Origin of the sequence: Streptomyces sp. NPDC050264, assembly GCF_040655895.1 — a bacterium.
Lineage (GTDB): Bacteria > Actinomycetota > Actinomycetes > Streptomycetales > Streptomycetaceae > Streptomyces.
Map to the genome: position 1 here is coordinate 29,868 of NZ_JBFAKV010000012.1, position 22,475 is coordinate 52,342.

General features: G+C 68.8%; 19 protein-coding genes and 1 pseudogene. 11 read left to right on the forward strand and 9 right to left on the reverse strand.

Features of this window, described 5'->3' with window-relative positions:
- The first annotated feature begins 16 nt into the window (after positions 1-16).
- From AB0J02_RS22380 to AB0J02_RS22400, 5 genes are all read left to right on the forward strand, one after another.
- Complete coding sequence (locus tag AB0J02_RS22380; RefSeq protein WP_363195491.1) at positions 17-970, forward strand: sugar ABC transporter permease; 954 nt, start codon at positions 17-19, stop codon at positions 968-970.
- Between the two features lie 12 nt (positions 971-982).
- Entirely contained in the window at positions 983-1,873 is an 891-nt protein-coding gene (locus tag AB0J02_RS22385) for a carbohydrate ABC transporter permease (protein ID WP_363195492.1), read from the forward strand.
- Between the two features lie 73 nt (positions 1,874-1,946).
- Complete coding sequence (locus AB0J02_RS22390; RefSeq protein ID WP_363195493.1) at positions 1,947-3,299, forward strand: sugar ABC transporter substrate-binding protein; 1,353 nt, start codon at positions 1,947-1,949, stop codon at positions 3,297-3,299.
- Between the two features lie 80 nt (positions 3,300-3,379).
- On the forward strand, positions 3,380-4,879 hold the full coding sequence (locus AB0J02_RS22395; RefSeq protein ID WP_363195494.1) for a glycoside hydrolase family 36 protein: 1,500 nt from the start codon (positions 3,380-3,382) through the stop codon (positions 4,877-4,879).
- Positions 4,880-4,993: 114 nt separating this feature from the next.
- A complete protein-coding gene (locus tag AB0J02_RS22400; RefSeq protein WP_363195495.1) occupies positions 4,994-6,145 on the forward strand; it encodes an ROK family transcriptional regulator in 1,152 nt (383 codons plus the stop codon).
- A gap of 74 nt (positions 6,146-6,219) precedes the next feature.
- On the opposite strand, the pseudogene AB0J02_RS22405 reads toward AB0J02_RS22400, so the two are convergent.
- From AB0J02_RS22405 to AB0J02_RS22415, 3 genes and pseudogenes are all read right to left on the reverse strand, one after another.
- Positions 6,220-6,466 (reverse strand): annotated as a pseudogene (locus AB0J02_RS22405) (AbfB domain-containing protein); the annotation flags it as partial.
- A 22-nt stretch (positions 6,467-6,488) separates the two neighbouring features.
- Complete coding sequence (locus AB0J02_RS22410) at positions 6,489-7,238, reverse strand: SDR family oxidoreductase (protein WP_363195496.1); 750 nt, start codon at positions 7,236-7,238, stop codon at positions 6,489-6,491.
- 12 nt (positions 7,239-7,250) lie between these two features.
- Positions 7,251-8,000, reverse strand: coding sequence for an SDR family oxidoreductase (locus tag AB0J02_RS22415; RefSeq protein ID WP_363195497.1), 750 nt, complete (start codon positions 7,998-8,000; stop codon positions 7,251-7,253).
- Between the two features lie 118 nt (positions 8,001-8,118).
- Here AB0J02_RS22415 and AB0J02_RS22420 point away from each other — a divergent pair, with 118 nt between their 5' ends.
- Entirely contained in the window at positions 8,119-8,718 is a 600-nt protein-coding gene (locus AB0J02_RS22420; RefSeq protein ID WP_363195498.1) for a TetR/AcrR family transcriptional regulator, read from the forward strand.
- Between the two features lie 405 nt (positions 8,719-9,123).
- Here the strand turns inward: AB0J02_RS22420 and AB0J02_RS22425 are convergent, their stop codons facing one another.
- A complete protein-coding gene (locus tag AB0J02_RS22425; RefSeq protein ID WP_363195499.1) occupies positions 9,124-9,483 on the reverse strand; it encodes a hypothetical protein in 360 nt (119 codons plus the stop codon).
- A gap of 78 nt (positions 9,484-9,561) precedes the next feature.
- Positions 9,562-10,125, reverse strand: coding sequence for a TetR/AcrR family transcriptional regulator (locus tag AB0J02_RS22430; RefSeq protein WP_363195500.1), 564 nt, complete (start codon positions 10,123-10,125; stop codon positions 9,562-9,564).
- Between the two features lie 146 nt (positions 10,126-10,271).
- Between AB0J02_RS22430 and AB0J02_RS22435 the strand changes: the two genes are divergently transcribed.
- Positions 10,272-11,741: a DHA2 family efflux MFS transporter permease subunit gene (locus tag AB0J02_RS22435; protein WP_363195501.1), complete on the forward strand. Its 1,470-nt coding sequence runs from the start codon at positions 10,272-10,274 to the stop codon at positions 11,739-11,741.
- A gap of 1,180 nt (positions 11,742-12,921) precedes the next feature.
- Here AB0J02_RS22435 and AB0J02_RS22440 read toward each other — a convergent pair.
- Together AB0J02_RS22440 and AB0J02_RS22445 are read right to left on the reverse strand one after the other, a co-directional pair.
- Positions 12,922-13,839 (reverse strand): hypothetical protein, encoded by a 918-nt coding sequence (locus tag AB0J02_RS22440; protein ID WP_363195502.1) that lies wholly within the window; start codon positions 13,837-13,839, stop codon positions 12,922-12,924.
- Positions 13,836-14,483, reverse strand: a complete 648-nt coding sequence (locus tag AB0J02_RS22445) for a sigma-70 family RNA polymerase sigma factor (RefSeq protein ID WP_363195503.1) — start codon at positions 14,481-14,483, stop codon at positions 13,836-13,838. Before AB0J02_RS22445 ends, AB0J02_RS22440 begins: the two co-directional genes overlap by 4 nt.
- Positions 14,484-14,828: 345 nt before the next feature.
- On the opposite strand from AB0J02_RS22445, the gene AB0J02_RS22450 reads away from it, so the two are divergent.
- Positions 14,829-15,860: an NlpC/P60 family protein gene (locus AB0J02_RS22450; protein ID WP_363195504.1), complete on the forward strand. Its 1,032-nt coding sequence runs from the start codon at positions 14,829-14,831 to the stop codon at positions 15,858-15,860.
- A 566-nt stretch (positions 15,861-16,426) separates the two neighbouring features.
- On the forward strand, positions 16,427-17,611 hold the full coding sequence (locus AB0J02_RS22455) for an MFS transporter (protein WP_363195505.1): 1,185 nt from the start codon (positions 16,427-16,429) through the stop codon (positions 17,609-17,611).
- 134 nt (positions 17,612-17,745) lie between these two features.
- Here AB0J02_RS22455 and AB0J02_RS22460 read toward each other — a convergent pair whose 3' ends face one another.
- Positions 17,746-19,074 (reverse strand): beta-propeller fold lactonase family protein, encoded by a 1,329-nt coding sequence (locus AB0J02_RS22460; RefSeq protein WP_363195506.1) that lies wholly within the window; start codon positions 19,072-19,074, stop codon positions 17,746-17,748.
- A gap of 549 nt (positions 19,075-19,623) precedes the next feature.
- On the opposite strand from AB0J02_RS22460, the gene AB0J02_RS22465 reads away from it, so the two are divergent.
- Together AB0J02_RS22465 and AB0J02_RS22470 are read left to right on the forward strand one after the other, a co-directional pair.
- The gene (locus AB0J02_RS22465) at positions 19,624-19,836 is read left to right on the forward strand and encodes a hypothetical protein (RefSeq protein ID WP_363195507.1); all 213 of its coding nucleotides are present in this window, start codon (positions 19,624-19,626) and stop codon (positions 19,834-19,836) included.
- Positions 19,837-20,003: 167 nt separating this feature from the next.
- Positions 20,004-21,641 carry an NAD-dependent malic enzyme gene (locus AB0J02_RS22470; protein WP_363195508.1) on the forward strand — a complete coding sequence of 546 codons (1,638 nt, stop codon included), beginning with the start codon at positions 20,004-20,006 and terminating at the stop codon, positions 21,639-21,641.
- 581 nt (positions 21,642-22,222) lie between these two features.
- Here AB0J02_RS22470 and AB0J02_RS22475 read toward each other — a convergent pair.
- Positions 22,223-22,447, reverse strand: a complete 225-nt coding sequence (locus AB0J02_RS22475) for a hypothetical protein (RefSeq protein WP_363195509.1) — start codon at positions 22,445-22,447, stop codon at positions 22,223-22,225.
- Between the last annotated feature and the right edge of the window lie 28 nt (positions 22,448-22,475).

Sequence of the window (22,475 nt, forward strand, 5' to 3'; positions counted from 1 at the left end):
CCGTTGGAGGGGAACCATGGGCGCGGACACGGCAGTTGCGCCACCGCCTGAGATCGCCGGTCCCGCCCCGGGCGGGACCACCGGCTCAGGGAAACGGCGCCGACCCCGCGACGACCGCAAGGCGGCCTGGCTCTTTCTGGCACCCGCGCTCGTGGGCTTCGCGCTCTTCTACGCGTATCCGACCATCAAGGGCGTCTACTACTCGCTCACCGACTACAACCTGCTCTCCCCGCCGACCTTCACCGGCGCGGACAACTACCACCAGCTCATCGGCGACGACCAGTTCTGGAACGCGCTGAAGGTCACCGGCTACTACGTGGTGCTCAACATCGGGTCGCAGACCCTCCTGGGCCTGGGCCTCGCCACCCTCATGCACCGGCTGACCAGGTCGGTGGCGCTGCGGGCGATGCTGCTCGTGCCCTGGCTGGTGCCCAACGTCACGGTCGGCCTGCTCTGGATGTGGATGCTGGACGCCAACCTCGGCTTCGTCAACCACATCCTGGACGCCCTCGGCTTCGGCACCACCGGCTTCTTCACCTCGCCGGACCTGGCCATGCCGACCATCGCGGCCGTCAACACCTGGGCGTACACCGGCTACACGGCACTGCTGCTGTACGCCGGGATGCTCCAGGTCCCCAAGCACCTGTACGAGAGCGCCTCGTTGGACGGCGCGGGCGAGTGGCGGATGTTCACCAGGATCACCCTGCCCCTGCTGCGGCCGGTCCTCGCGCTGGTCCTGGTCGTGTCACTGATCGGCTCGTTCCAGATCTTCGACACGATCGCGGTGACCACCAAGGGCGGACCCGTCAGCGCCACCCGGGTCATCTACTTCTACATCTACGAACAGGCCTTCACGAACTTCCACATGGGCTACGCCTCCGCCGTGGCCGTGGTGCTCGCGATCGTCCTGGGCGTCCTGACCGCCGTACAGATGCGCCTGCTGCGCGCGTCCCGCTCGGACCTGGCCTAGAGGAGGCAGACCGTGAACCACAGACTTACCAGGGTCTCCCCGGGCCGGATCGCCGCATGGACGGCGCTCGTCATCACCCTGATCGTGACCGTCTTCCCGTTCTACTGGATGGTCCGCACCGCCCTCACCCCCGCGGCGGACATCTACTCCGACGCCACCGGACTCATCCCGCACCACCCGACAATGATCAACTTCATGCGCGTCCTCGGACTCACCAGCGAGGAGGAGGCGCGTGCCGCCGGCGGGTCGGGCGCGCACGTGGACTTCCTGCGCTACCTGCTCAACTCCGTGGTCTACAGCGGCCTGATCGCCGTCCTGCAGACGCTGTTCTGCGCCATGGCCGGCTATGCCTTCGCCCGGCTGCGCTTCCCCGGCAGGGACGCGGTCTTCGGGGTGCTGATCGCCGCACTCATGGTGCCCCCGATCTTCACCGTGCTGCCCAACTTCGTCCTGGTGAAGAACCTCGACTGGCTGAACACCTTCGCCGGCATGGTCGCGCCCAGCGTGCTCATGACGCCGTTCGCGGTCTTCTTCCTGCGCCAGTTCTTCCTGTCGATCCCGCGTGACGTGGAAGAGGCGGCCGTGCTCGACGGCGTCGGCTCCTGGGGCATCTTCTGGAAGATCGTGATGCCCATGAGCCGCGGCCCGCTCATCACCATCGGTCTCACCACCACCGTGTGGGCCTGGAAGGACTATCTGTGGCCGCTGCTGACCGGCCGCGACGAGCAGACCCGCGTACTGACCGTCGCGCTCGGCATCTTCCAGCAGCAATCTCCCAACACCCAGCCCGACTGGACCGGGCTGATGGCCGGCTCCGCCCTGTCGGTCCTGCCCGTCCTCGTGCTGCTGATCGTGCTGGGCCGCCGGCTGGTCGAGTCCCTCAACTTCACCGGCATCAAGTAGCCCTCCCCGCAACGCTGTTCGCCCCCCACGCCGCACCTTCCCATCCTCGTACGAGCCCGAGAGGCCCCTCGCGATGAGTTCCAAGCACCTGCGCACCGGCGCGGCCCTGCTGTGCCTGGCCGCCATGTCCACCCTCGTCTCCTGCGGGAGCTCCGGCAGCGACTCGGCCGGCGGCAGCACGACCATCGACTACTGGCTGTGGGACGACAAGCAGATGCCCGCCTACCAGGAGTGCGCGACCGCCTTCCACAAGGCGAACCCCGACATCACCGTCAAGATCACCCAGACCGCCTGGGCCCAGTACTGGACGAACCTCACCACGCAGCTCACCTCCGGCGAGGCCCCCGACGTCTGGACCAACCAGGCCTCCTACTATCCGCAGTTCGCCACCACCAACCAACTCCTGGACCTGCAGCCCTACGTCGAGAAGGACAAGCTCGACCTCTCCGCCTACCAGGCAGGACTGGCCGAGACCTGGGTCAAGGACGGCAAGCGCTACGGGCTGCCGAAGGACTGGGACACCATGGCGCTCGTCTACAACACCGCCATGCTCAAGAAGCAGGGCGTCGACGCCGCCCAGCTGGCCGACCTGACCTGGAACCCCGACGACGGCGGCACCCTGGAGCAGGCGATAGCCAAGGCCACCGTCGACACCTCGGGCCGCAACGGCCTCGACCCCGGCTTCGACAAGAACCACGTGAAGACATACGGGTTCCTGCCCGAGTGGGTCGACGGCGCCCAGGGCCAGAACGGCTGGGGCGAGTTCGCCGCCGCCAACGGCTTCACCTACCTCGACAAGAACCCGTGGGGCACGAAGTACAAGTACGACGACCCGAAGCTCGCCGAGACCATCGGCTGGTTCAAGCACCTCATCGACCAGGGCTACGCGCCCCGCTTCGACAAGCAGTCGAGCGTCGCCAACTCCGAACTGCTCACCGCGGGCAAGGGCGCCATCACGGTCGCGGGCTCCTGGACGATCCCCACCTACACCGACCCCAAGGTGCAGCAGAAGCTCGCCTTCGCCCCGCTGCCGACCGGCCCGGCCGGCCGCAAGAGCGCCGTCAACGGACTGTCCGACGCCATCTGGGCAGGCAGCGAGCACAAGGACCAGGCCTGGAAGTGGGTCAAGTACCTCGCCTCCGCCGACTGCCAGGACAAGGTAGCCGAGCACGCCGTCGTCTTCCCCGCCCTGAAGTCCGCCACGAAGAAGGCGCTCGCCGCGCACAAGGCGAAGGGCCGCGACGTCGAGGTCTTCACGGACATGGTGGCGGACAAGAACAGCACGTTCCAGCTGCCCGTCACCGAACACGGCACCGAGATCGGCCCCATCGTCCAGGACGCCATCCAGTCGGCGATCCTCGGCCAGAAGCAGCCGCAGGCCGCGCTCAAGTCGGCCAACGACAAGGTGAACGGCCTCTTCAAGTAGCCCGAGGCACTGGCACCGGCAATGTCGCCGGTGCCGGGCCCGCACCACCGCACATCCCTCACCATGACGCAAGGAGATCCATGGCCCAGGTCATAGACCTCGAAGGGCGCACGTTCGCCGTCGAGCTCGCAGGCGACACCCCGCCCCAGCCCGTCGACGGAGGCCTGCTGCTGCCGCCCGGCCGGGTGGCCCTGCTGCACGGACTCGGCGACGCGCTGTTCTACCGGCACGGACACAACTCCTGGAGCCCGTGCGGCTGGAACCGGCTCTCCGCCGCCCCGCTGCGCATCGAGAGCGCCGAACGACGCCTCACCGCCGACGACACCGTCTGGGACGACCCCGCCCGCCACCACTCCTCCGCCGTCGCCGCCCTCCAGGGAGCCGACGGACAGGTCCTGCTGCTCGGCGCCCTCGGACTCGACATCCCGCGCCTGACCGCCGACCAGGACACCCTCTCCGGCTGGTACGAGCGTGACGGTGCCCCCTGGTTCCTGGCGTACGGCGCCGAGGAAGAGGTCTTCGCCGCCTACGCCCGCCACCTCGCCGAACGCCTCGGGCACAGCGGCAAGCGTGCGGGCAACGTGTGGTGCAGCTGGTACGCGTACTACGAGAACATCACCGAGGAGCAGCTCACCAAGGACATCACCGCCCTGCGCGGTCTGCCCTTCGACGTCGTCCAGGTCGACGACGGCTGGGAGCGGACCGTGGGCGACTGGCAGCCCAACGACAAGTTCCCCTCCGGAATGCGGGCCCTGGCCGACCGGATCACGGACGCGGGCCTGCGGCCCGGACTGTGGATCGCCCCGTTCATCCTCCGCCCCGACTCCCGTACGGCCGTCGAGCGGCCCGAGCTGCTGCTCCGCGACGGCCAGGGGCAACCGGTCGTCGCCGGGCACAACTGGGGCACCGGCTACTTCGCCCTCGACCTCACCCTGCCGGCGGCGCAGGACCATCTGCGCGAGATGATCCACCGGGTCAGCCAGGAGTGGGGCTTCACCTACCTCAAGCTCGACTTCATCGGCGGCGGCGCGGTCCCCGGCGTCCGCTCCGCCGACATGGGCCGCGAGGAGGCGTACCGGCTCGGTCTGCGGATCATCCGCGAAGAAGCGGGCCCGGACGCCTACCTGCTCGGCAGCGGAGCCCCCTTGCTGCCGTCCCTGGGACTGGTCGACGGCATCCGCAGCGGCCCCGACGTCGCGCCGCTGTGGGAGCACTACGCGACCCAGGACCCCTCCGACGCCCTGGCCCGCAACGCCGTGGTCAACACGCTGCACCGGCTCTGGCAGTCTCCGCTGCTCGAGGTCGACCCGGACGTGGTGTACTTCCGCAGCCGGCTGAACCTGCTGACGGACCCGCAGCAGGGCCTGCTGCGCGACCTCGCCGACATCTGCGGATTCCGTGCGGTGTCCGACCCGCCCGGCTGGCTGCACCCGGACGAACTCCAGGCGATGACCGCCTACTTGGCGCACCGCCCCGAGGTCCGCAGGCTCGGCCGCTACCGCTTCGCCCTGGACGGACGGGAGGTGGACTTCACCGCGGCGGTCAGCCCCGAGACGGAACAGCGCTACCCGATCTCCTGATTTGGCGCGGGCCCCGCCAACCTGTGCACAGCGCCCACGCACAGCCCCGCTCATTAGTAAACTCTTCAGTAATATTAAGTAGCGGGCACCGTAACCCCTCCAGGGAGCACCAGCATGGCGACGACCGGAACAGACATGTCCCGGATGCGCGAGATGAACCAGCTGTCGATCGTGTGGGCGCTGCGCGGCCACGCGCCCTCCACCGTCACCGAACTCGCGGGCCGCACCGGCCTGTCCAGGCCCGCCGTGGACGTACTGGTGCAGGCGCTCGTCACCGACGGATGGGCGGAGGTCGAGGAACCGGGGGCCAGCAGCGTGGTCGGGCGTCCGGCCCGCCGCTTCCGGTTCCGGGGGACCGCGGGGCACGCGCTCGGCATCGACATCGGTGTGCACAAGATTCTCGTCATGGTGAGCGACCTGGAGGGGGAGATCGTCCGGACCGAGCGCCGGCCGGTCGACCCCGAGGCGGCGCCCGAAGTGCGGCTCGCGGTGGTCGACGACGTCATCGACGAGGTGCTGCGGGACGCCGGGATGACCCCGTCCGACATCTGGGCCGTCACGGTCGGGGTGACGGGTCCGGTCGACGCCAGCGGCCGCACCACACTGTTCTCCCCGCTGCCCGGCTGGCACACCACCGATCCGACCGCGCACCTGGCGACCCGGTTCACCTGCCCGATCCAGGTCGAGAACGACTGCAAACTTGCCGCCGTCGCGGAGCGGTGGAAGGGCGTCGCCCAGGACGCCGACGACATCGTGTTCCTCCTCGCGGGCCTGCGCACGGGCGCCGGGCTCATCCTCGACGGCACCCTGCGCCGCGGCCACGGCGGCGCGGCGGGCGAGATCGGCGCCCTCAAGGCCGTCCGGTGGCTCGCCGCCCCCGACCACCTGGAGTCCTGCCCCGGCGTACCGGCGACCGCCGGCGAAGCGGCCGCATGGGTGTTCCAGGCGGCCCGGGAAGGCAACCGGGACGCCAGGACCGCGGTCCGGCGCTACACCCGCGATCTGGCGGTGGGTGTCGCCGCCCTGGTGCTGGCCCTCGACCCCCAGGTCGTCGTCTACGGCGGTGGGTTCTCCCGGTCGGCCGACGTGATCCTCGACCCGCTGCGCCGCGAACTGACCAAGCACTGCCTGCGCCTGCCGGAGCTGCGCACCTCGACCCTGGGCGACGAGAGCGTGGCTCTCGGGGGGCTGCGCCTGGCCCTCGACGAGATCGACAGCCGGCTGCTCCACGACGGCCTGGCGGCGCCGTCGGCCCCGCGAGGCTAGCCGCTTCGCGGAGAACCGGGCATGGCCGCGCGCATCCCGCCTCGGGTAATGCGCGCGGCCACACGGGCACGGGGTCAGGGCGCCCCGGCAACCTCCACGGCCCACGTCGTGTCCTCGGTGAACAGGCTCGGGTCGTCCGCGGCACGCCAACCGCCGGGGACGGCGAGGGACACCTCGGCGTTGTAGTGGTGCAGGTACTGGCCCGGGAAGTTCTGGGTCATCAGCCGGACGCCGCCCTGCCCGGGCACCGCGCAGAACGTGGCGGTCCGCACGGAACAGCGCCGAGCCGTCACTGGCCTCCCGGCCCTCGCGGAAGTCGCGACAGGTAGGCCGGTGTGCCCTGTCAGTACGCGAGCTGCCCGATGCCTCCGTCAACGCGCAGCACGGTTCCCGCGGTATAGGCGGACTCGTCCGAGGCGAGATAGACGGCCGCCTTCGCCAGCTCGGTGGCGGTTCCCAGGCGATGGAGAGGGACGGTCTGCCGGAGTTCGTCGTAGAGGGCTGCCTGGCGCTCGGGGCCGAGGGGCGCGAACGCGTTGGTGATCGTCGGGCCCGGGCTCAGTCCGTTGACGCGGATACCCCGGTCCCTCAGTTCATAGGTCAGCCCGCGCGTGTAGGAGAGCAGGCCCGCTTTGGCCGCGCCGTAGACCGTCGCGTTCTCGTGTCCGATGTAGGCGGAGACCGAGCCGACGAGGATGACCGAGGACTGCTGCGAGAAGAGTGGCAGCAGGTCTCTGATCAGGAAGAACGGCGACTTGAGATTGGTCGCGAGGAGCTTGTCGAACGCCTCCTCGGTCCATGCCTCGATCGGGAGGTGGGTGATGTCGGCGGCGTTGCTCATCAGGATGTCGAGCTTGGGCCACTCCTCCCGGAGCCGCGCCGCGAGCGCCGCCTGGCCGGGCACGTCGCCGGCGTCGCTCGCGATGGTCAGCAGCGGGCCTTCCAGCTGCCGGGCTGCCTCGTCGAGCTTTTCCTGTGAGCGGCCAGTGATGGCGACGGTCGCTCCCTCGGCGAGGAACTCGCGGGCCGTTTCCAGGCCGATGCCGCTCGTCCCGCCTGTGATCAGTGCGTGCTTTCCCGCAAGACGATCCATTGTTCTTCCTCCTCAGATTGCGGTGCGGCCGCCGTCGGCGGCCACGATCGCCCCGGTCATGTAACTGGCCCGGTCACTGGCGAGAAAGGCGATCACCTGGGCCACCTCGGCCGGGTCAGAGGTGCGCTTGAGCGCGGTGGTCAGGCCCATGCCGCCCATGTCCGGGCCCATCGCCTCGACCACCTTCGAGGTGCGCATCGGGCCCGGGGAGACGGCGTTGACCCGCACGTTCGAATCGGCGAACTCCGCCGCCCAGGTGCGGGTCAGCGATTCGAGCGCCGCCTTGGTGGCGCCGTAGACGGCCATGCCCGGCATACCGAGGCCGGCCGCGGTGGAGCTGACGTTGACGATGCTGCCGCCGCCGCCCGCCGCCATCCTCTCCGCGAGCAGTGCGGTGAGCAGGAACGGGGCACGCACATTGACCGCGAAGGCGGCGTCGTAACCCGCGAGGTCCTGCCCGGTGGTCGGGGAGAACGTCATCACGCTCGCGTTGTTGATCAAGATGTCGACCGCTCCGGCATCCTCGACCAACTGCTGCACGCCCGCCGGGTCGGACACATCGGCAGCGACGAAACGCACCGTCCCGGCGGTCTCGCCACCGGCCGCGCGGAGGTCTTTCACGACTTGGGCACCGCGCTCCGGATCGGTGCCGGTCAGGATCACGTCGGCTCCGCCCGCTGCCAGCACCCCGGCCGTCGCGTGCCCGAGTCCGCCGATCGCGCCGGACCCGGTGACGAGCGCTGTCTTGCCTGCGAATTCCATAGCTTCGCCCTTCGTGCCGGCCACTGAGCGACCGACTTCTGTGCGTCCGTTCAAGAAGTGACATCACGGAAGCTACGACTTCTTGAACGTCGAGTCAAGAAGTCGTAGTCTTGGGTACATGGCACGAACCGGACGCCCCCGTGAGTTCGACAAGCAGCAGACGCTGGAGCGCGCACTCGAACTGTTCTGGTCCCGGGGATACGGGGCGACGTCGATCCAGGACCTGGTTGACGCGCTGGCCGTCGAGCGCGGCAGCCTCTACGGCGCGTTCGGCGACAAGCGCCGCTTCTACCTGGACGCCGTCAAGCTCTACTGGGAGGTGTACGAGCGGCACCTGACTACCGCGCTCGACACCATCCCGCTCCTGCCGGCACTGCGCGAGATCCTGACCCATCCGGCGCGGCTGGACGAACTGATCTCCGACATGGGCGTGCCGCAGGGCTGCCTGGTCGGCAACACGACCGCCGAACTCGTCCCCCAGGACAGCGAAGCCACGGAGATCGTCACCCGCTCGTACCGCCGCTTCACCGACATCGTCGCCGACGCGCTCCGCCGCGCACAGACCGCCGGAGAGGTTACGAAGGCCTCCTCCCCCGAGGCTCAGGCGCAGCTCCTGCTCTACATCGTCCAGGGCCTGTCACTCGTATCGAGGGCGGGGCTCGATCAGAGCGCGGCGCTGACTGCGATCGACACGGCGGTGGACGGGTTGCGGGCGTGACCGGACCCCTCCATGAGCGACCGGTCCCCCCAGACATGCGGAGGCCCCCCGGCCTTCCACGTGCACCGGGACCCGCACGCACGCCTGGGCGATCCGGCGCCAGGATCTGGCCGCACTGCGCTTCGACCGCGTCTTCGCCCACCAGGAGCGGTGACGGCACCTCCCGGCCTCCGACCGTGCAGCACTGCCCGAAGTCCCGTGCATCGTTGGCCGAATGGGCTGGCCGGAACCCGGCCACTGCCCTCGATCCGGACACGCGAGTAGAACCCGAGACGCTTCTTCACCGGGTAAGTGCCTCTTGCCGTGGCAGGAACAAGGACCTCGGCAATCCTCATTCTTGCCGTTCAGCGGCCCTTTCCATCTGTCTGCCCACCCGTCGGACACGACGCTTCGTGAAGCGCGAGGTTACAACTCAAGCCCCGCGTTCTTCAGGGACGGGCTCGTAGACCAGGCGGCGCACCCGCGCCCATCGGCCAACGTGTTCAGCGCGGCGATCTCGGCCGGGTCGGCAGTCAGCTTCCAGCGCAGCTCGGTCCCCACCCAGTCCGTGACGTACTGGCAATGCGCCTCGTCGGCCGGCGGCAGCCACTCGGCTGAGTCCTGGCCGCTCTTGCTACGGTTCGCCCGCGCCGTCGCGGCGACCAGTGAACGCTCGACCCCCAGGCCGTTCGCGCACGCCTCGCGTCGGGCGGGCGTCCACTTCGACGGCTTCGCCGTGTCGGTGACCGTCGCACCGAGGGCCGGATGCCTGAGGCGGGATGGCATATAGCGGGGCACCTCACGGAGCCCTGCCGCGGACCCCTGGCACCGCATCCGAGTGCGTTCCCGGGGACCGGGTCGCGGTCACAGCATTCGGTCGACCAACCCGTCGACGTAGTCCGGGGTGAGCCCCATGCCGAACAAGACGCGGATATACATCGGGGCCAGGATGTGGTCCAGCACGTCGAACGCGTCGGGTGCCTGCTCGCCACGTTCGCGGGCGCGATCAAGCATGGACTGCAGTTGCCGGGTGCGTTCGACGCGGAGGCCGTCACGCGCCTGCGGGCCATGGTCACCGTTGCCGGACAGGGCGACGGCCAAGCGCAGCACCGCCGGACCGTCGGGACCGGTGATCTCGCGGGCGACGTTGGCCGCGTACGTGCGCAGGTCGCCGTCGAGGCTCCCGGTGTCGGGCATCGGCGACTGCGCGTTGAGGCGGGTGAGCGCCACGTCGGTGAGCAGGGTTTCCAGGTTGCCCCACCGGCGATAGACGCTGCTGTCGGCTACGCCCGCGCGTGCTGCGATCTCGCCGACGGTGAAGTTGCCGTAGCCGCGCTCGCCGATCAGGTCGGTGACGGCCTGATGCACCGCCGCGCCGACGCGGGCGCTGCGCCCGCCGGGCCGCTGGGCTCGCTGTCGCTCGTTCATGCCTCCACCTTAACGCAGTCGAGACTTGCGTTTGTGAGGCAGCCCTCCTTATAGTCTCCTAACGCAGCCATTGACTGCGTTAAGGCGTCCAGGGGCTGACCACGTAGGCCGTGGAGAGGCGGAATCAACAATTGAGAGGAATCCCGATGGCTGCATCGCCTGCGACCGTAGGCAGTGGACCGAACCGGGCCGTGCTGCTCACGGTGACCTGCCTGGGCCAATTCATGGTCCTGCTCGACAACACGATCGTCGGAGCAGCGCTGCCTGATATGCAGCACCGGCTGCACACTCAGCTGACCGGTCTGCAATGGATCGTCGACGCGTACGTACTGCTGGTCGCCATGCTGCTGCTGTCCGGCGGTGTCTTCGCCGACCGGTTCGGCCGCAAGAGGGTGTACCTGACCGGCGTGGCGGTGTTCACCATCGCGTCGGTGCTGTGCAGCCTCGCGCCCTCGGTCGGCTGGCTGGTCGCCGGCCGGGTGCTGCAGGGCATCGGGGCCGCGGCGCTGAGCCCTGCCTCGCTCGCCCTGCTCACCGCCGCCTATCCCGTGCCGCAAGAACGGGTCAAGGCGATCGGGCTGTGGGCCGGACTCAGCGGAATCGGCCTGGCCGCAGGCCCCGTGGCCGGCGGCGTACTGACCGAGGCCTTCGGCTGGCCCGCCATCTTCCTGGTCAATCTGCCCATCGGCGCGGTCCTTCTGCTGGTCGGTCTGCGCAGCCTTGAAGAGGCACGCAATCCGAGCGCCCCCGCGATCGATGTCCCGGGGACGGTGCTGTCCGTCCTGGGGGTGGGGGCGCTGACCTACGGGCTGATCGAGGGTGGTGCCCGCGGCTGGACGGCGCCGGTGATCCTGGGCAGCTTCACCGCCGCGGTGATTCTCCTCGCCGCCTTCGTCGCCGTCGAAGCGCGTCGTTCCGCACCGATGCTGCCGCTGCGGCTGTTCCGGCAGCGCCTGTTCACCGTGTCCAACACCGCCATGGTCGTGGTGGGGTTCGCGCTCACGGGTTCGTCGTTCTTCTTCTCCCAGTTCTTCGTGCACGTCCAGGGCAGCTCGATCCTGCGCGCCGGCCTGCAGACCCTGCCGGTGTCCCTCGGCATGGTGATCGTCAGCCCGTACGCGGGCCGGCTCGCCGTCCGGTACGGCTTCCGCATCGTGGTGACCATCGGCCTGGCCCTGGCTGGCCTGGGACTGCTGGCGCTCGGCACGGTGCACGCCGACACCGGCTACGGGAACGTGTGGTGGCGGCTGGGAGTCATCGGCATCGGCTTCGCCCTGACCATGTCCCCACTCACGGGAGCCGCCATCCAAGCAGTCAGCCCCCAGGAAGGCGGCCTCGCCTCGGGCATCAGCAGCACCACCCGGCAGATCGGCGCGGTGCTCGGCGTGGCCCTGCTCGGAGCCGTCGTCCGCGCCCGGCAATCCGGCGGCGCCTCTTTCGAGACCGGCCTCAACAGCGCCTTCCTCGCTGCCGGCGCCGTCACTTTGGCCACCGCCGTGTTCACCGGTCTGTGGCTGGCGAGGTCCAAGCCCGCGGAAGGGTTTGCGGCGCCGCAACGTTCCACCGATTCAGATGCGGTCACCGCCTTGAACGAGGCATCCGCGAACAGTCGTTGACGGCGACACCGGCCTTGGCCGGGAGGCGTTCCGCCACATCATTCCGGCGGGATGCCTCCCGGCCAACAGGACACCCGCCGCAGAGCACACGAACTCACCGGCCAACGACGATCCGACCTCGACGCTGTCGACATGCGCTGGTGAGCCCCTGCCGGCTGTCCGGACGTCGAAGCCGTGTGATGCCGCTCTGCGAGCGGGGCCGAAGCGGGGCCGGTCCTGCCTGGTGCGGGGTGCGGGGCAGCGGGTGACCATGAGCTTGGGGACGGCGTACTTGGTGCCGGTGAAGTCCATGGGGACTTCTTCCAGCGGGGTGGCGAGCCAGAGGTCGGGGAAGCGCATGCAGAGCCTCGCGGCAGGGACAGCGCGGCACGCGTCGACGGCGATCATGCGGTCCACAGCAGGCAACCGACACCAAGCCTTTGAGCGAGACACCGACGTGGCCCGACCAGCTGTCATAGGGCGAACAGCCAGGCTGAAGATCACCCCGATGCCCATGGTTCAGCACGCCAGCCGGCCGGCTCGCGGTCCAGCCATTCCTCGACGGTCCGCCGCCACGGGTCTGCGGGATCTGGCGGCTACATCTGCCCACGCATCCTTGGCCATTTCGGGGTCGACAACCAGGCTTGCGAGAGAGCTGTCGAAGTCCTCGGCGACCTCGGTGAAGACTCCGCGCCGCAGGTATCCGGGCCAGGAGATTCCGTGCACAAAAGCTCGGACCCTGCCGTGAGTTGCCGGGTTCAGGTCCAGGAACAACGTGTCGCTTCCACCGCTGCGCGCGATGGGCAGAAGCCCGTCGAGGGACACCCCGTCGGCAGGCCACCACTCCGACGCGCGGCGGAACTCGCCGAGCAAGGTGCCGTATCCGTACTCCCCGGCTTCGTCGCGGTCGAGTTGACAGAGACTGTCGAAGCTCTGGAGCGGTTCTGGTTCGCAGCTCGGAAGACGGACCGAGTACCCGAGCCGTTCCCCGTCTGCGGCGGGTGTGGTCCGGAAGCCAGGCGTCCGGCGCGGCCGCCGCACAGCAAGGCTGCGCATGGATGCCCACGATGCGACCGTCCTGGAGCACACCTCCTTCACCGGCGTTGCTCGATGTCCGAGTTCGAAGACAGCACGCGGTCGTCATGGTTGTCGCTCCCCTGGTTCAAGGTGGGCCAGCAGCGTCGCAGTTGACCAGGCCGCCCTACTGCTTGCCGGTGAACTTCAGGTCCTCCGCCTGGTTGTAGATCTCCTTACCTGATGCGTCGTAGGCGTGGACGTAGGGGCTCGGGCCCATGTACTGGGGTCCGGCAGGGGCGTCAGGGGAGAGGGCAGCCCCGTAGACGAACGCGCCGTCCGCCATGCGAGCCGGGTACTGCTTCGGGTCGTCGCCGTAGCTGATGGTGATCTTGGCGACGTCGGACGTGTAGTGCCCGGCGCCCAGCACGAGGTATGTGCCGTTGTCGGCGGGCTCGAGCATGCTGTCGAAGTACTCGATGACACGACCGGTGCCCCACAGGCGGTCGTTGATGAAGGTGGGCGGAGAGTCCTGGCTGGTGCCCGTGTCGCCTTTCGACTGGCACTGCACGTACTGGTTGGCGGCGTTGACGGCGACGACCACGCCGTCCCAGTGCTGTGAGGCAATGGGCGTCCGGGCCGCGACCACGACGTGGTACTGCGACGCGTCCGACCCCAGACAGGAGGACAGGATCCTGGTGACAGCGCCGGCGTTGACCGGGGTCGTCGTCCCGTCGGTGATGGTGAAGGCGCCCTCGGACGATGTCGCACGGGGCGAGGACGGCGCCGTACCGGCTCCCCCCGATGTGGCACCGCGTGATGTGTTCGGACTCGGTGCCGGAGTCGAGTTCACCGGGCCTTCGCCGCCGTGCGCGGGGCCGGCGACACTCGGTCCGGCGTCCCCTGTCCCGCCGAGGACGGCCACGGCCGCGACGCTCACCGCCGTCACACCGGTGGCGACGCTGAGCGGTACTCCCCATCTGCGTCGCAGCGAAGCCCTGTTGCCCTGCGAACCGATCTTCGTCAGCAGTTCCTGTCGGGTCCTGCGGTGGTTCGGCAGATCACGATCGGAAGGAACCGCGGGAATGCCCTGCGTGTCATTCATCGTGCGATCTCCTTCTCGTTGACGGGACTCCTCGAACTGAACGGCGCCGGAACCGTGGCTCCGCCGACGAGGTCGGCCCCCAGCCTCCGCCGCGCCCGGTGCAGTCGGGACTTAACGGTTCCGACCGCCACCTTCAGCACCACCGCGGCCGCATGCTGATCCAGGCCCGACCACACGCAGAGCTCAAGGACCTCGCGTTCGTGGCGCGGCAACCGGGCCAGTGCCCGGTGGATTTCCGACATGCGGCGTTCGTCGTCGACCAGGACGGCGACGTGCTCCGCGTGGTCGCCCACCGGCTCGTCATGCGAGACGAGCCGGTGCAGCAACGCCTCGGCCCGCCGCAGCCGCCGCATGGTGTTCGACAACTGGCCGTTGGCGATGCCCAGCAGCCACGGCAGAGCCGAGTCGCGATCCAGCACCGTCTCCGAGCGCCGGCGCCAGGCATGCAAGAACACGGTCGACGTGAGGTCTTCGGCCTCGGACCAGTCGGCCGTCCGGCGGAACAGGTGGTTGTAGACGGCCTTCCCGTGGCGGTCGAAGATCCGGCCGAACGCCTGCCGGTCGCCGTCGACGGCCCTCGCCCACAGCTCCCGGTCGGACATCCCTCCGACCGGTGTGGCAGGACCAGCGTCATTCAGTTCCATGCTCTATACGTGTCCGGCACCCGGCCGAAGGTTCCCCCTGCGCCAACACTACTTTCACGGACCTTCCGCCAAGGGCATCGCCTGAACAGCCGACCATGCGCCGACGGCTGGCGAGTGCCTTACGCGACGTAGGATCAAATAGCCCTGACCGCACGCGAGTTGTGTGGGAGAAATGCAGATGTGGGCGAGATTTTGCACGCCAGGCTTTGACATTGACCACAGGAAGGTCACTAGGGTCTGGCCTCGAACCTCCGCTCGGTTGATCACTCACATGAGGTGAGTGTCGGTGGAGGAACACCGCCCCCTGGATGTTTCGTGGGCGGCCGGAAGAAGGAGCTCGTCCTCGTGGCCTCCCACCGTCGACCCAAGCAGCCCAGCCGCACCCGTGTGACCGTGCTCACCACGACCGCGGTCGCTGCCGTGGCCCTCACTTCACAGGCCGCCAACGCGGCCCCCAAACCCACAAAGAGCGAGGTCAAGGCGAAGGTCGACAAGCTCTACGAAGACGCGGAGCGGGCCACCAACCAGTACGACGGGGCCAAGGAGAAGCAGAAGAAGCTGGAGAAGGAGGTCGGCCGGCTCCAGGACAAGGTCGCCCGCGAGCAGGACGAGCTCAATGAACTGCGTACGGGTATCGGTGTGATGGCCAGCGAGCAGTACCGCTCCGGCGGCATCGACCCCTCCGTCCAGCTCTTCCTCTCCGCCGACCCGGACGACTACCTCGACAAGGCGTCCACGATCGACTCGCTCTCCGCGCAGCAGCTGGAGTCGTTGAAGAAGGTCCAGGCGAAGCAGCGCGAGCTGGCCCAGAAGCGCGCGGAGGCCAAGGAGAAGCTCAGGGACCTCGCCGAGACCCGCACCGAACTCGGCAAGAAGAAGACGGAGATCCAGGGCAAGCTCAGCGAGGCGCAGAAGCTGCTGAACTCCCTGACCGCCGCCCAGCGTCAGGAGATGGCCGACGCCGACGCGCGTGCCAGCCGCTCCTCCGCGGGCCGCGTCGACCTCGGCAAGGAGGTGGCGGCCTCCCACTTCGGTGCCGCCGCCCTGAACGCCGCCGCCTCCCAGATAGGCAAGCCGTACCTCCGTGGTGGCACGGGCCCCAACTCGTACGACTGCTCGGGCCTCACGCAGTGGGCGTACGCGCAGGCCGGCGTCCAGATATCGCGGGTCACGTACACGCAGGTCAACGAGGGCCCCCGGGTGGGTATGAGCGCGCTCAAGCCCGGTGACCTGGTCTTCTTCAACAACACCGAGCATGTCGGCCTCTACGCGGGCAACGGCCAGGTACTGCACGCCCCGTACCCGGGGGCCTCGGTGCGCTACGAGTCGATGAGCACGATCGGCAGCTTCCAGTTCGGCGTCCGCGTCACAGGCTGATCGCGCCCGCATTTGGTCCTCGGACCATCAGTGGCCGGAAACGCAACACAGCGAGCCGCTTGACGCCGTGACGAGGAGTTCGTCCTTCAGGCGGCCGCCACCCGCCCGACCAAGCTCGACAAGCCCTTCACCCGCTGGTCGATCCGGTAACTCGCCGACCATCGGCTGGGTGATGTCGCCCATCCGATACGCAGCGGGCGCGAGGCCCCGCGTATAGCCTGCTGGTCTTCCGCGAAAACACATACCAACGAACCAAGACGTGGAAGGAGCCCGTAACCCGCCCTGGACGAGCTGCGCGAGGGCAAATCCACCGTCCTGATCGCGTTGGCACCCGACCGGGCCCGTTCCGACCGGCGCGAACAGCTACGCCGGCTGCTGGGCTGCTCAACCCTGACAGAAGACCAAGCACAGACGACACGGAATCTTCTTTCCTCTACGGGCGCCCGGCAGTTCAATGCAACGCTCTCCGCGCGGATCCGCTGAAGACGACAGGACCTGTTGGGCCTGGCGCTCGTTGCGGCGTGCCGGGCGGAACCGGGATGGCGTTCGCGGTTAACGTCCGCGGTATGGACAGTGATCACCGGTGGCGCCCGTGCTTGCTCAGCGCGGCAGTGTTTACCGTGTGCATGGCAGGCACCACGCTACCGACTCCGCTCTACAGCCTTTACCAGGAGAAGTTCGGGTTCTCCGAGCTGATGGTCACCGTCGTGTACGCCGTGTACGCCCTCGGGGTCATCGGCGCGCTGCTTCTGGCGGGCAACGCCTCCGACACGGTGGGAAGGCGTCCGGTACTGCTCTGGGGTCTCGGGTTCGCGGCGGCCAGTGCTGTCTGCTTCCTGTGCGCCACAGGGCTGAACTGGCTGTATGCGGGGCGGCTGCTGTCGGGGCTGTCCGCCGGTCTGTTCACCGGGGCTGCGACGGCGTACGTGATGGAGTTGGCACCGCACGGGGGCGCTTCCCGGGCCACGTTCGTGGCGACTGCCGCCAATATGGGCGGACTGGGCTGCGGTCCCCTACTCGCCGGGGTGCTCGCCCAGTACGCTGCCTGGCCGCTGTACCTGCCGTTCGCCGTACACATCGCCCTGGTGGCCTGCTCGGCCGCTGTCCTGCTGCGGCTTGCGGAGACCGTACGGGAGCGGCAGCCCCTGAGCGCCGTACGGCCGCAACGGCTGGGACTGCCCCGGCAGGTGCGGGCGGTGTTCGGGCCTTCGGCGATCGCCTCGTTCGTCGGGTTCGCCTTGTTCGGGGTGTTCACCTCGGTCACCCCCGCGTTCCTCGGGCAGTTCCTGCACGTGGACAACCTCGCGGTGAGCGGGCTGATCGTCGGACTGGCCTTCTTCTCGTCGATCGCCGGGCAGCTGGCGGTCGGCCACATCGGGGTGGGGCGGTCGCTGCCGTTGGGCTGCGCCGTGCTGCTCGCCGGACTGGCACTGTTCGCGGGCGCGATGGGGTGGGATCTGCTGGCGCTGGTCGTGCTGAGCGCGGTCGTCGGCGGGTGCGGGCACGGGCTGGCGTTTCGTGGGGCCATGTCCGCGGTGACCGAGGCGTCTCCCGCGGACCAGCGGGCGACGGTGATCTCGGCGCTCTTCTTGGTGGCATACGTGGGGATCTCGCTGCCGGTGGTCGGTGTGGGAGTGCTGACGGGGCCGATCGGACTGGAGGCTGCGGGGCTGGTGTTCATCGCGTGCATGGCCATCCTGGTCTCGACCGCGGCCGTCCACCTGCTCCGGCGGCCGGTACCGACGACATGAGCGCCCACGCACGAAGTGGCGTCCCGAGCCCGTCCATGCGCGCGCCGGGCAGTGCGAGGTGTTGCGGGGCGGAGCTGGATGTCTGGGCGTGCGTGCTTGGGCGGGCTGTCTCGGCCCGCCCAAGCACCGGTGGGTCAGGGGCAGGTGGCGAGGATGACGGAGATGACGACGCAGGTGGCCGACGCGCTGTCGTTGGCCGGGTTGGGGTCGGTGGGTGCGGAGGCGGTGCGCGCGCCGGTGACCTGCACACGGCCCAGCGACAGCAGGTGCAGCGGGACACGGAACGACTTGTTCACGCTCGCGCCGTTGGCAATGGCCCCGTAGGCGCAGGTCACGGTCCCGGTGACGGTGGTGCACCCGGTGGGCAGGTTCGTCGCGGAGGCGCCCGGAGGCAGAGATGCCTTCACGGTGGCCGAAGTGACCGCGTTCGGGCCGGTGTTGTGGGCGGTGAGGGTGTAGGTCAGGTAGGGCACCAAGATGCCCAGGTGCGGCTGAGCGGTGAGGTTGACGTCGATATCCGCTGTCGGCCGCGAGGAGCCGAAGGCTATGCCGTAGGGGCCGGTGAACCCGCTGATCGTGGCAGTGACGGCGTTGGTCCCGGTGCTGATCACCGAGACGGTGTCGTCGGCCCGATTGGTGGCGTAGACGGCCGTACCGGCCGGGTCGACCTCGACCTTTGCCGGGCTGTCGCCGACCGGGACGGTCGCCGTCACGGTATTGGTCTCCGTGTTGATCACCTTCACGTCATCGCTGCCGGCATCGGCGACGTAGGCCCTTGTGCCGGACGGGTTGAACGCGACGGCGTTCGGGCCGGTCCCGACCTCGATGGTGGCGCTGACCGTGTCCGTCGCGGTGTCGATGACCGAGACCGTCGTTCCGCCGTTGTTGGTGACGTACGCGCGGGTCCCGGACGGGCTGAACGCCACACCGGAGGGGGCGCTCCCGACCGGGACAGTGGCACTGACCGTGCTCGTCGCGGTGTCGATGACCGAGACCGTGGAGTCCTCGTTGTTCGTGACATAGGCGGTGGTGCCCGACGGGCTCACCGCCACGCCGTTCGGGCCGCTCCCGACCGGGACGGTGGCGCTGACCGTGTCCGTCGCGGTGTCGATGACCGAGACCGTGGTCCCGCCGCTGTTCGCGACATACGCGCGGGTCCCTGACGGAGCGAACGCCACGTTGAGAGGGTTCCTGCCGACAGGGATGGTCGCGGTGACCGCGTTGGTTCCTGTGTCGATCACCGAGACGGTGGCAGCGTCGAAATTGGTGACGTAGGCGTGCCCATCAGACGGGTCGACCGCCACGCCGACAGGACTGTTGCCGACAGTGATGCTGCCGGTGATCGTGTTCGTGCTCGTATCGACCACCGAGACAGTGTCGCCATGGAAGTCGGCCACGTAGGCCGACGGGCCGTCGTCGGCGAGTGCGGGCGCGGACAGCGCCACCAGCCCTGCCGACGTCAAAGCGCCGACAGCGGCAAAGGACGTCAGCCGCCGCCTCCAGCGCGGGGCCCGTCGTGGTCTTGCAGGTCCAGAGGTCAAGGGACTTCCCCTTCATCGGGTCCGCACCCTGACGGCGAATCCGAAGGACCCCGAGGACCGGCAGCGGTGCGGTCGCGCAAGCCCCATCACCAGCGGTCGACTCCCCCACCGAGCGACAGAGCCCCGTACGTCGCGTACCGCGCCACCAGCGGCGCCATCACTGCCCAAGGACACGGCACACACGCTGCGCACCATCCCGGCGCCAACCAGGACCGCAACAGCCTCACCCCGCCGAGCACCGGCAGACCAGCACCCAGAGGAGTCACCAGCATCATGACGCTCCCCCAGCCACTCCGGAACGAGACCTCGACAGTTGTCCGCATTCGGCCGAAAGCTGGCCATCCGGCAACTTGACACCAGGCCCGACGGGTTTCGCCCCGTCACACCTAGGCGTGCGGACCGAGCGGATCGTGGGTGTCGGCCCGGCCTCTTCGGCCGGCACGTGCGGGCACGGCGCCGCTTGATCAGGTCGTGGTGCCGGCGCACCACGGTGTCGGGCCGGACCAGCAGTCGGAGGCCGTGCAGCACCTGGCGGGGCAGTGGCGGCAGCAGAGCGGCCGGCAACGCTCGGTCCTTGGAAGCGAACCGCGCCCGGTCCGCATCGAGCCGGCGTTCAAGGGCGGTGGTCCGGTGGCGCAGGGCGAGGATTTCCACGTCCTTGTCGTGGTCGCTCATCGGCAGTAACCGCAACGCGGCGCACGTGTTGGTGACGGTCAGATAGGCGAAACGAAGCAACGCGAGTGGTCATCCTGCTGTGCTGCCGGGAAAGCCTCTGATCTGTTGGGACGATGTTTTCGGCAGGCGCAGTGTCGAGGGTGCGATGGTCGCCGTATCTCCATGACCATGGGTCCATGAGCGATCTCACCGGTCTCGCCCTGCTGTCCGACCCGCTGCGTACGAAGGGAACCGCGTTCACCGAGAGCGAGCGCGCCGGACACGGGCTGCGCGGGCTGCTTCCCTACTCGGTGACCAGCCTGGATGAGCAGGTCCGCCGCTCCTGGGGTCAAATCGACCGGCAGGCCGACGACCTGCAGCGATACGTGTACCTACGGTCCCTGCAGGACCGCAATGAGTCCCTCTTCTATGCCGTGCTGGCCCATGACGTACCGACCGCGCTCCCCCTCGTTTACACCCCGACCGTCGCCGAGGGGTGCAAACGCTTCTCCGAGTTGTGGCAACGTCCGCGTGGGCTCTACCTGTCCTGGCCGCACCGGGAACAGCTGGTGGAGATGCTGCGCAACCGCCCCCGCAAAGACGTCGATGTCATCGTCGTCACTGACGGGCAGCGCATCCTCGGCATCGGTGACCAAGGGGTTGGCGGGATGGGTATCCCGGTCGGCAAGCTCTCGCTCTACACGTTGATCGGAGGCATCGACCCGGCGCGTACCCTCCCGGTCCTGCTCGACGTCGGCACCGACAACGCCGATCTGCTCGACGACCCGTTCTACCTGGGATGGCGGCACCGCCGCGTCGACGACGACGACTACTTCGCCTTCGTGGACGCGTTCGTGGAGGCCGTGCGGGCCGAGCTGCCGGAGGTGCTGTTGCAATGGGAGGACTTCGCCACTCCGCACGCGGCACCGATCCTGGAGCGTTACCGCGACCGGCTGCTCACCTTCAACGACGATATTCAGGGCACGGCCGCCGTCGCGCTCGGCGCGTTGCACGGGGCGAGCAAGGTCGCCGGCATCCCGCTGAAGGAACAGCAGGTGGTGATGGTCGGCGCGGGGTCCGCGGGCATCGGCGTCATGGACATGGTCCGTCAGGAGATGGTCGACGAGGGTTTGTCGGACGCGCAGGCCCGTGCCCGCTGCTGGATTCTCGACCTCCATGGCCTGCTCACCACCGAACGTGACGATCTCGCCGACGATCAGCGTGCCTTCGCGCACGATCCCGCCGACGTCGAAAGCTGGGGCACCGGTGGGATCCCGCAGCTGGCGGATGTCGTCGAGAATCTGCGGGTGGGGGTCCTGGTCGGCCTCTCCACGGCACAGGGCGCGTTTACCGAGGAGATCGTCCGGACCATGGCCGCGAAGGTGGACCGGCCGATCATCTTCCCCTTGTCCAACCCCACGGCGAACGCCGAGGCCCGGCCGGCGGATCTGGATGCGTGGACCGAGGGCAAGGTCCTGGTCGCGACGGGCTCGCCCTTCCCACCGCTTCACCGGGACGGTGCCGACATTCCGGTCGCACAGTGCAACAACGTCTACGTCTTCCCGGCAGTGGGACTGGCGGTGACCGCGGCGCGGGCGAACCGCGTGACAAACGCGATGATGCGGGCCGCGGCCCGCGCGCTCGGTGACGCCTCTCCGGCTCTCGAGAACAAGAGGGCTCCGCTGCTCCCGGCGTGGGCGGACGTTCGGGACGTAGCCGATGGCATCGCGTTGGCTGTGGCGCGGCAGGCCGTCGCCGACGGCGTCGCCCCGAGCGCCTCTGACGACGAACTGCGCACCGCGATCCGCGATACCCGATGGACGCCCGGCTACTGAGAGACAGAGCGGCTTGAACGGTCCCGCCGCCCACTCAAGCCCACCCAACCGAGCAGATCTGCCCCGGGTATGGGCGCAGTCGAGGCGCCCCTGACTCCTGGCGCGTCTCGCAGCCCCCAAATACGGGACGAACCTGAGGGCTCCGTGAACTGAACCCGGATTGTCGCGAGCCGGCCCCACCAGCTACGGGTCGCCGGCCTCGCCCACATCCGCCCCTGGTCGGGATCGAGCTGTGATGGGCAGACCGGCAGGGTGGATGAAGGAACTGACGGGTAGGCCTCTCCGACGGAGTCACCGGGGGCGCCGTCGTTGCGACGACCGGTTGAATCCGCCCAGTTCCTCACGGGAGTTCGTCCCGGCGCTCGACGACCACCGGAGGGTCGGCTCGACAGGGCGGATCGGTGCGGCAGACGACAACTACCCAGTGCCCCCGCCGATCCGGCGGATCGATTCCAGCGGCCAGGGAACTGCCCGGCTCGCCCGCTGGAAGCGGCGATAGAAGTCCCCCATCACCGCGGCGACCGGCACTCGTGCGTTGCGTCCTCGCCGCCGTCACTCCATCGGTGGCCACTCTGAAACGCTCAATCCTTGGCTCGATGCAGTTGGATCTCCCGGCTGACGAAGAGGTGCACGAAACCGCAACGCCAACAAATCAGCCCTGTCGCGCTCTCATCCGCCCAGGCCAGGTTGAAGAGCTCCCCTCCCGTGCTGTTGAGCTTCACTCCCCGTTCACGGAAGAGATCGCTCTTACAGACCTGACAGGTGATCCACATCTCTCCCAGCGAAGCCCGCACCGCTTTGGCCATTACATTCCCCTCGCCTTCTCGCGCACCA

Bases quoted from the DNA above. Each gene is read 5' to 3' on its own strand.
- AB0J02_RS22380 (WP_363195491.1), top strand. From the start codon at position 17: ATGGGCGCGGACACGGCAGTTGCGCCACCGCCTGAGATCGCCGGTCCC.
- AB0J02_RS22390 (WP_363195493.1), top strand. From the start codon at position 1,947: ATGAGTTCCAAGCACCTGCGCACCGGCGCGGCCCTGCTGTGCCTGGCC.
- AB0J02_RS22395 (WP_363195494.1), top strand. From the start codon at position 3,380: ATGGCCCAGGTCATAGACCTCGAAGGGCGCACGTTCGCCGTCGAGCTC.
- AB0J02_RS22400 (WP_363195495.1), top strand. From the start codon at position 4,994: ATGGCGACGACCGGAACAGACATGTCCCGGATGCGCGAGATGAACCAG.
- AB0J02_RS22410 (WP_363195496.1), bottom strand. From the start codon at position 7,238: ATGGATCGTCTTGCGGGAAAGCACGCACTGATCACAGGCGGGACGAGC.
- AB0J02_RS22415 (WP_363195497.1), bottom strand. From the start codon at position 8,000: ATGGAATTCGCAGGCAAGACAGCGCTCGTCACCGGGTCCGGCGCGATC.
- AB0J02_RS22420 (WP_363195498.1), top strand. From the start codon at position 8,119: ATGGCACGAACCGGACGCCCCCGTGAGTTCGACAAGCAGCAGACGCTG.
- AB0J02_RS22425 (WP_363195499.1), bottom strand. From the start codon at position 9,483: ATGCCATCCCGCCTCAGGCATCCGGCCCTCGGTGCGACGGTCACCGAC.
- AB0J02_RS22430 (WP_363195500.1), bottom strand. From the start codon at position 10,125: ATGAACGAGCGACAGCGAGCCCAGCGGCCCGGCGGGCGCAGCGCCCGC.
- AB0J02_RS22435 (WP_363195501.1), top strand. From the start codon at position 10,272: ATGGCTGCATCGCCTGCGACCGTAGGCAGTGGACCGAACCGGGCCGTG.
- AB0J02_RS22440 (WP_363195502.1), bottom strand. From the start codon at position 13,839: ATGAATGACACGCAGGGCATTCCCGCGGTTCCTTCCGATCGTGATCTG.
- AB0J02_RS22445 (WP_363195503.1), bottom strand. From the start codon at position 14,483: ATGGAACTGAATGACGCTGGTCCTGCCACACCGGTCGGAGGGATGTCC.
- AB0J02_RS22455 (WP_363195505.1), top strand. From the start codon at position 16,427: ATGGACAGTGATCACCGGTGGCGCCCGTGCTTGCTCAGCGCGGCAGTG.
- AB0J02_RS22470 (WP_363195508.1), top strand. From the start codon at position 20,004: ATGAGCGATCTCACCGGTCTCGCCCTGCTGTCCGACCCGCTGCGTACG.
- AB0J02_RS22475 (WP_363195509.1), bottom strand. From the start codon at position 22,447: ATGGCCAAAGCGGTGCGGGCTTCGCTGGGAGAGATGTGGATCACCTGT.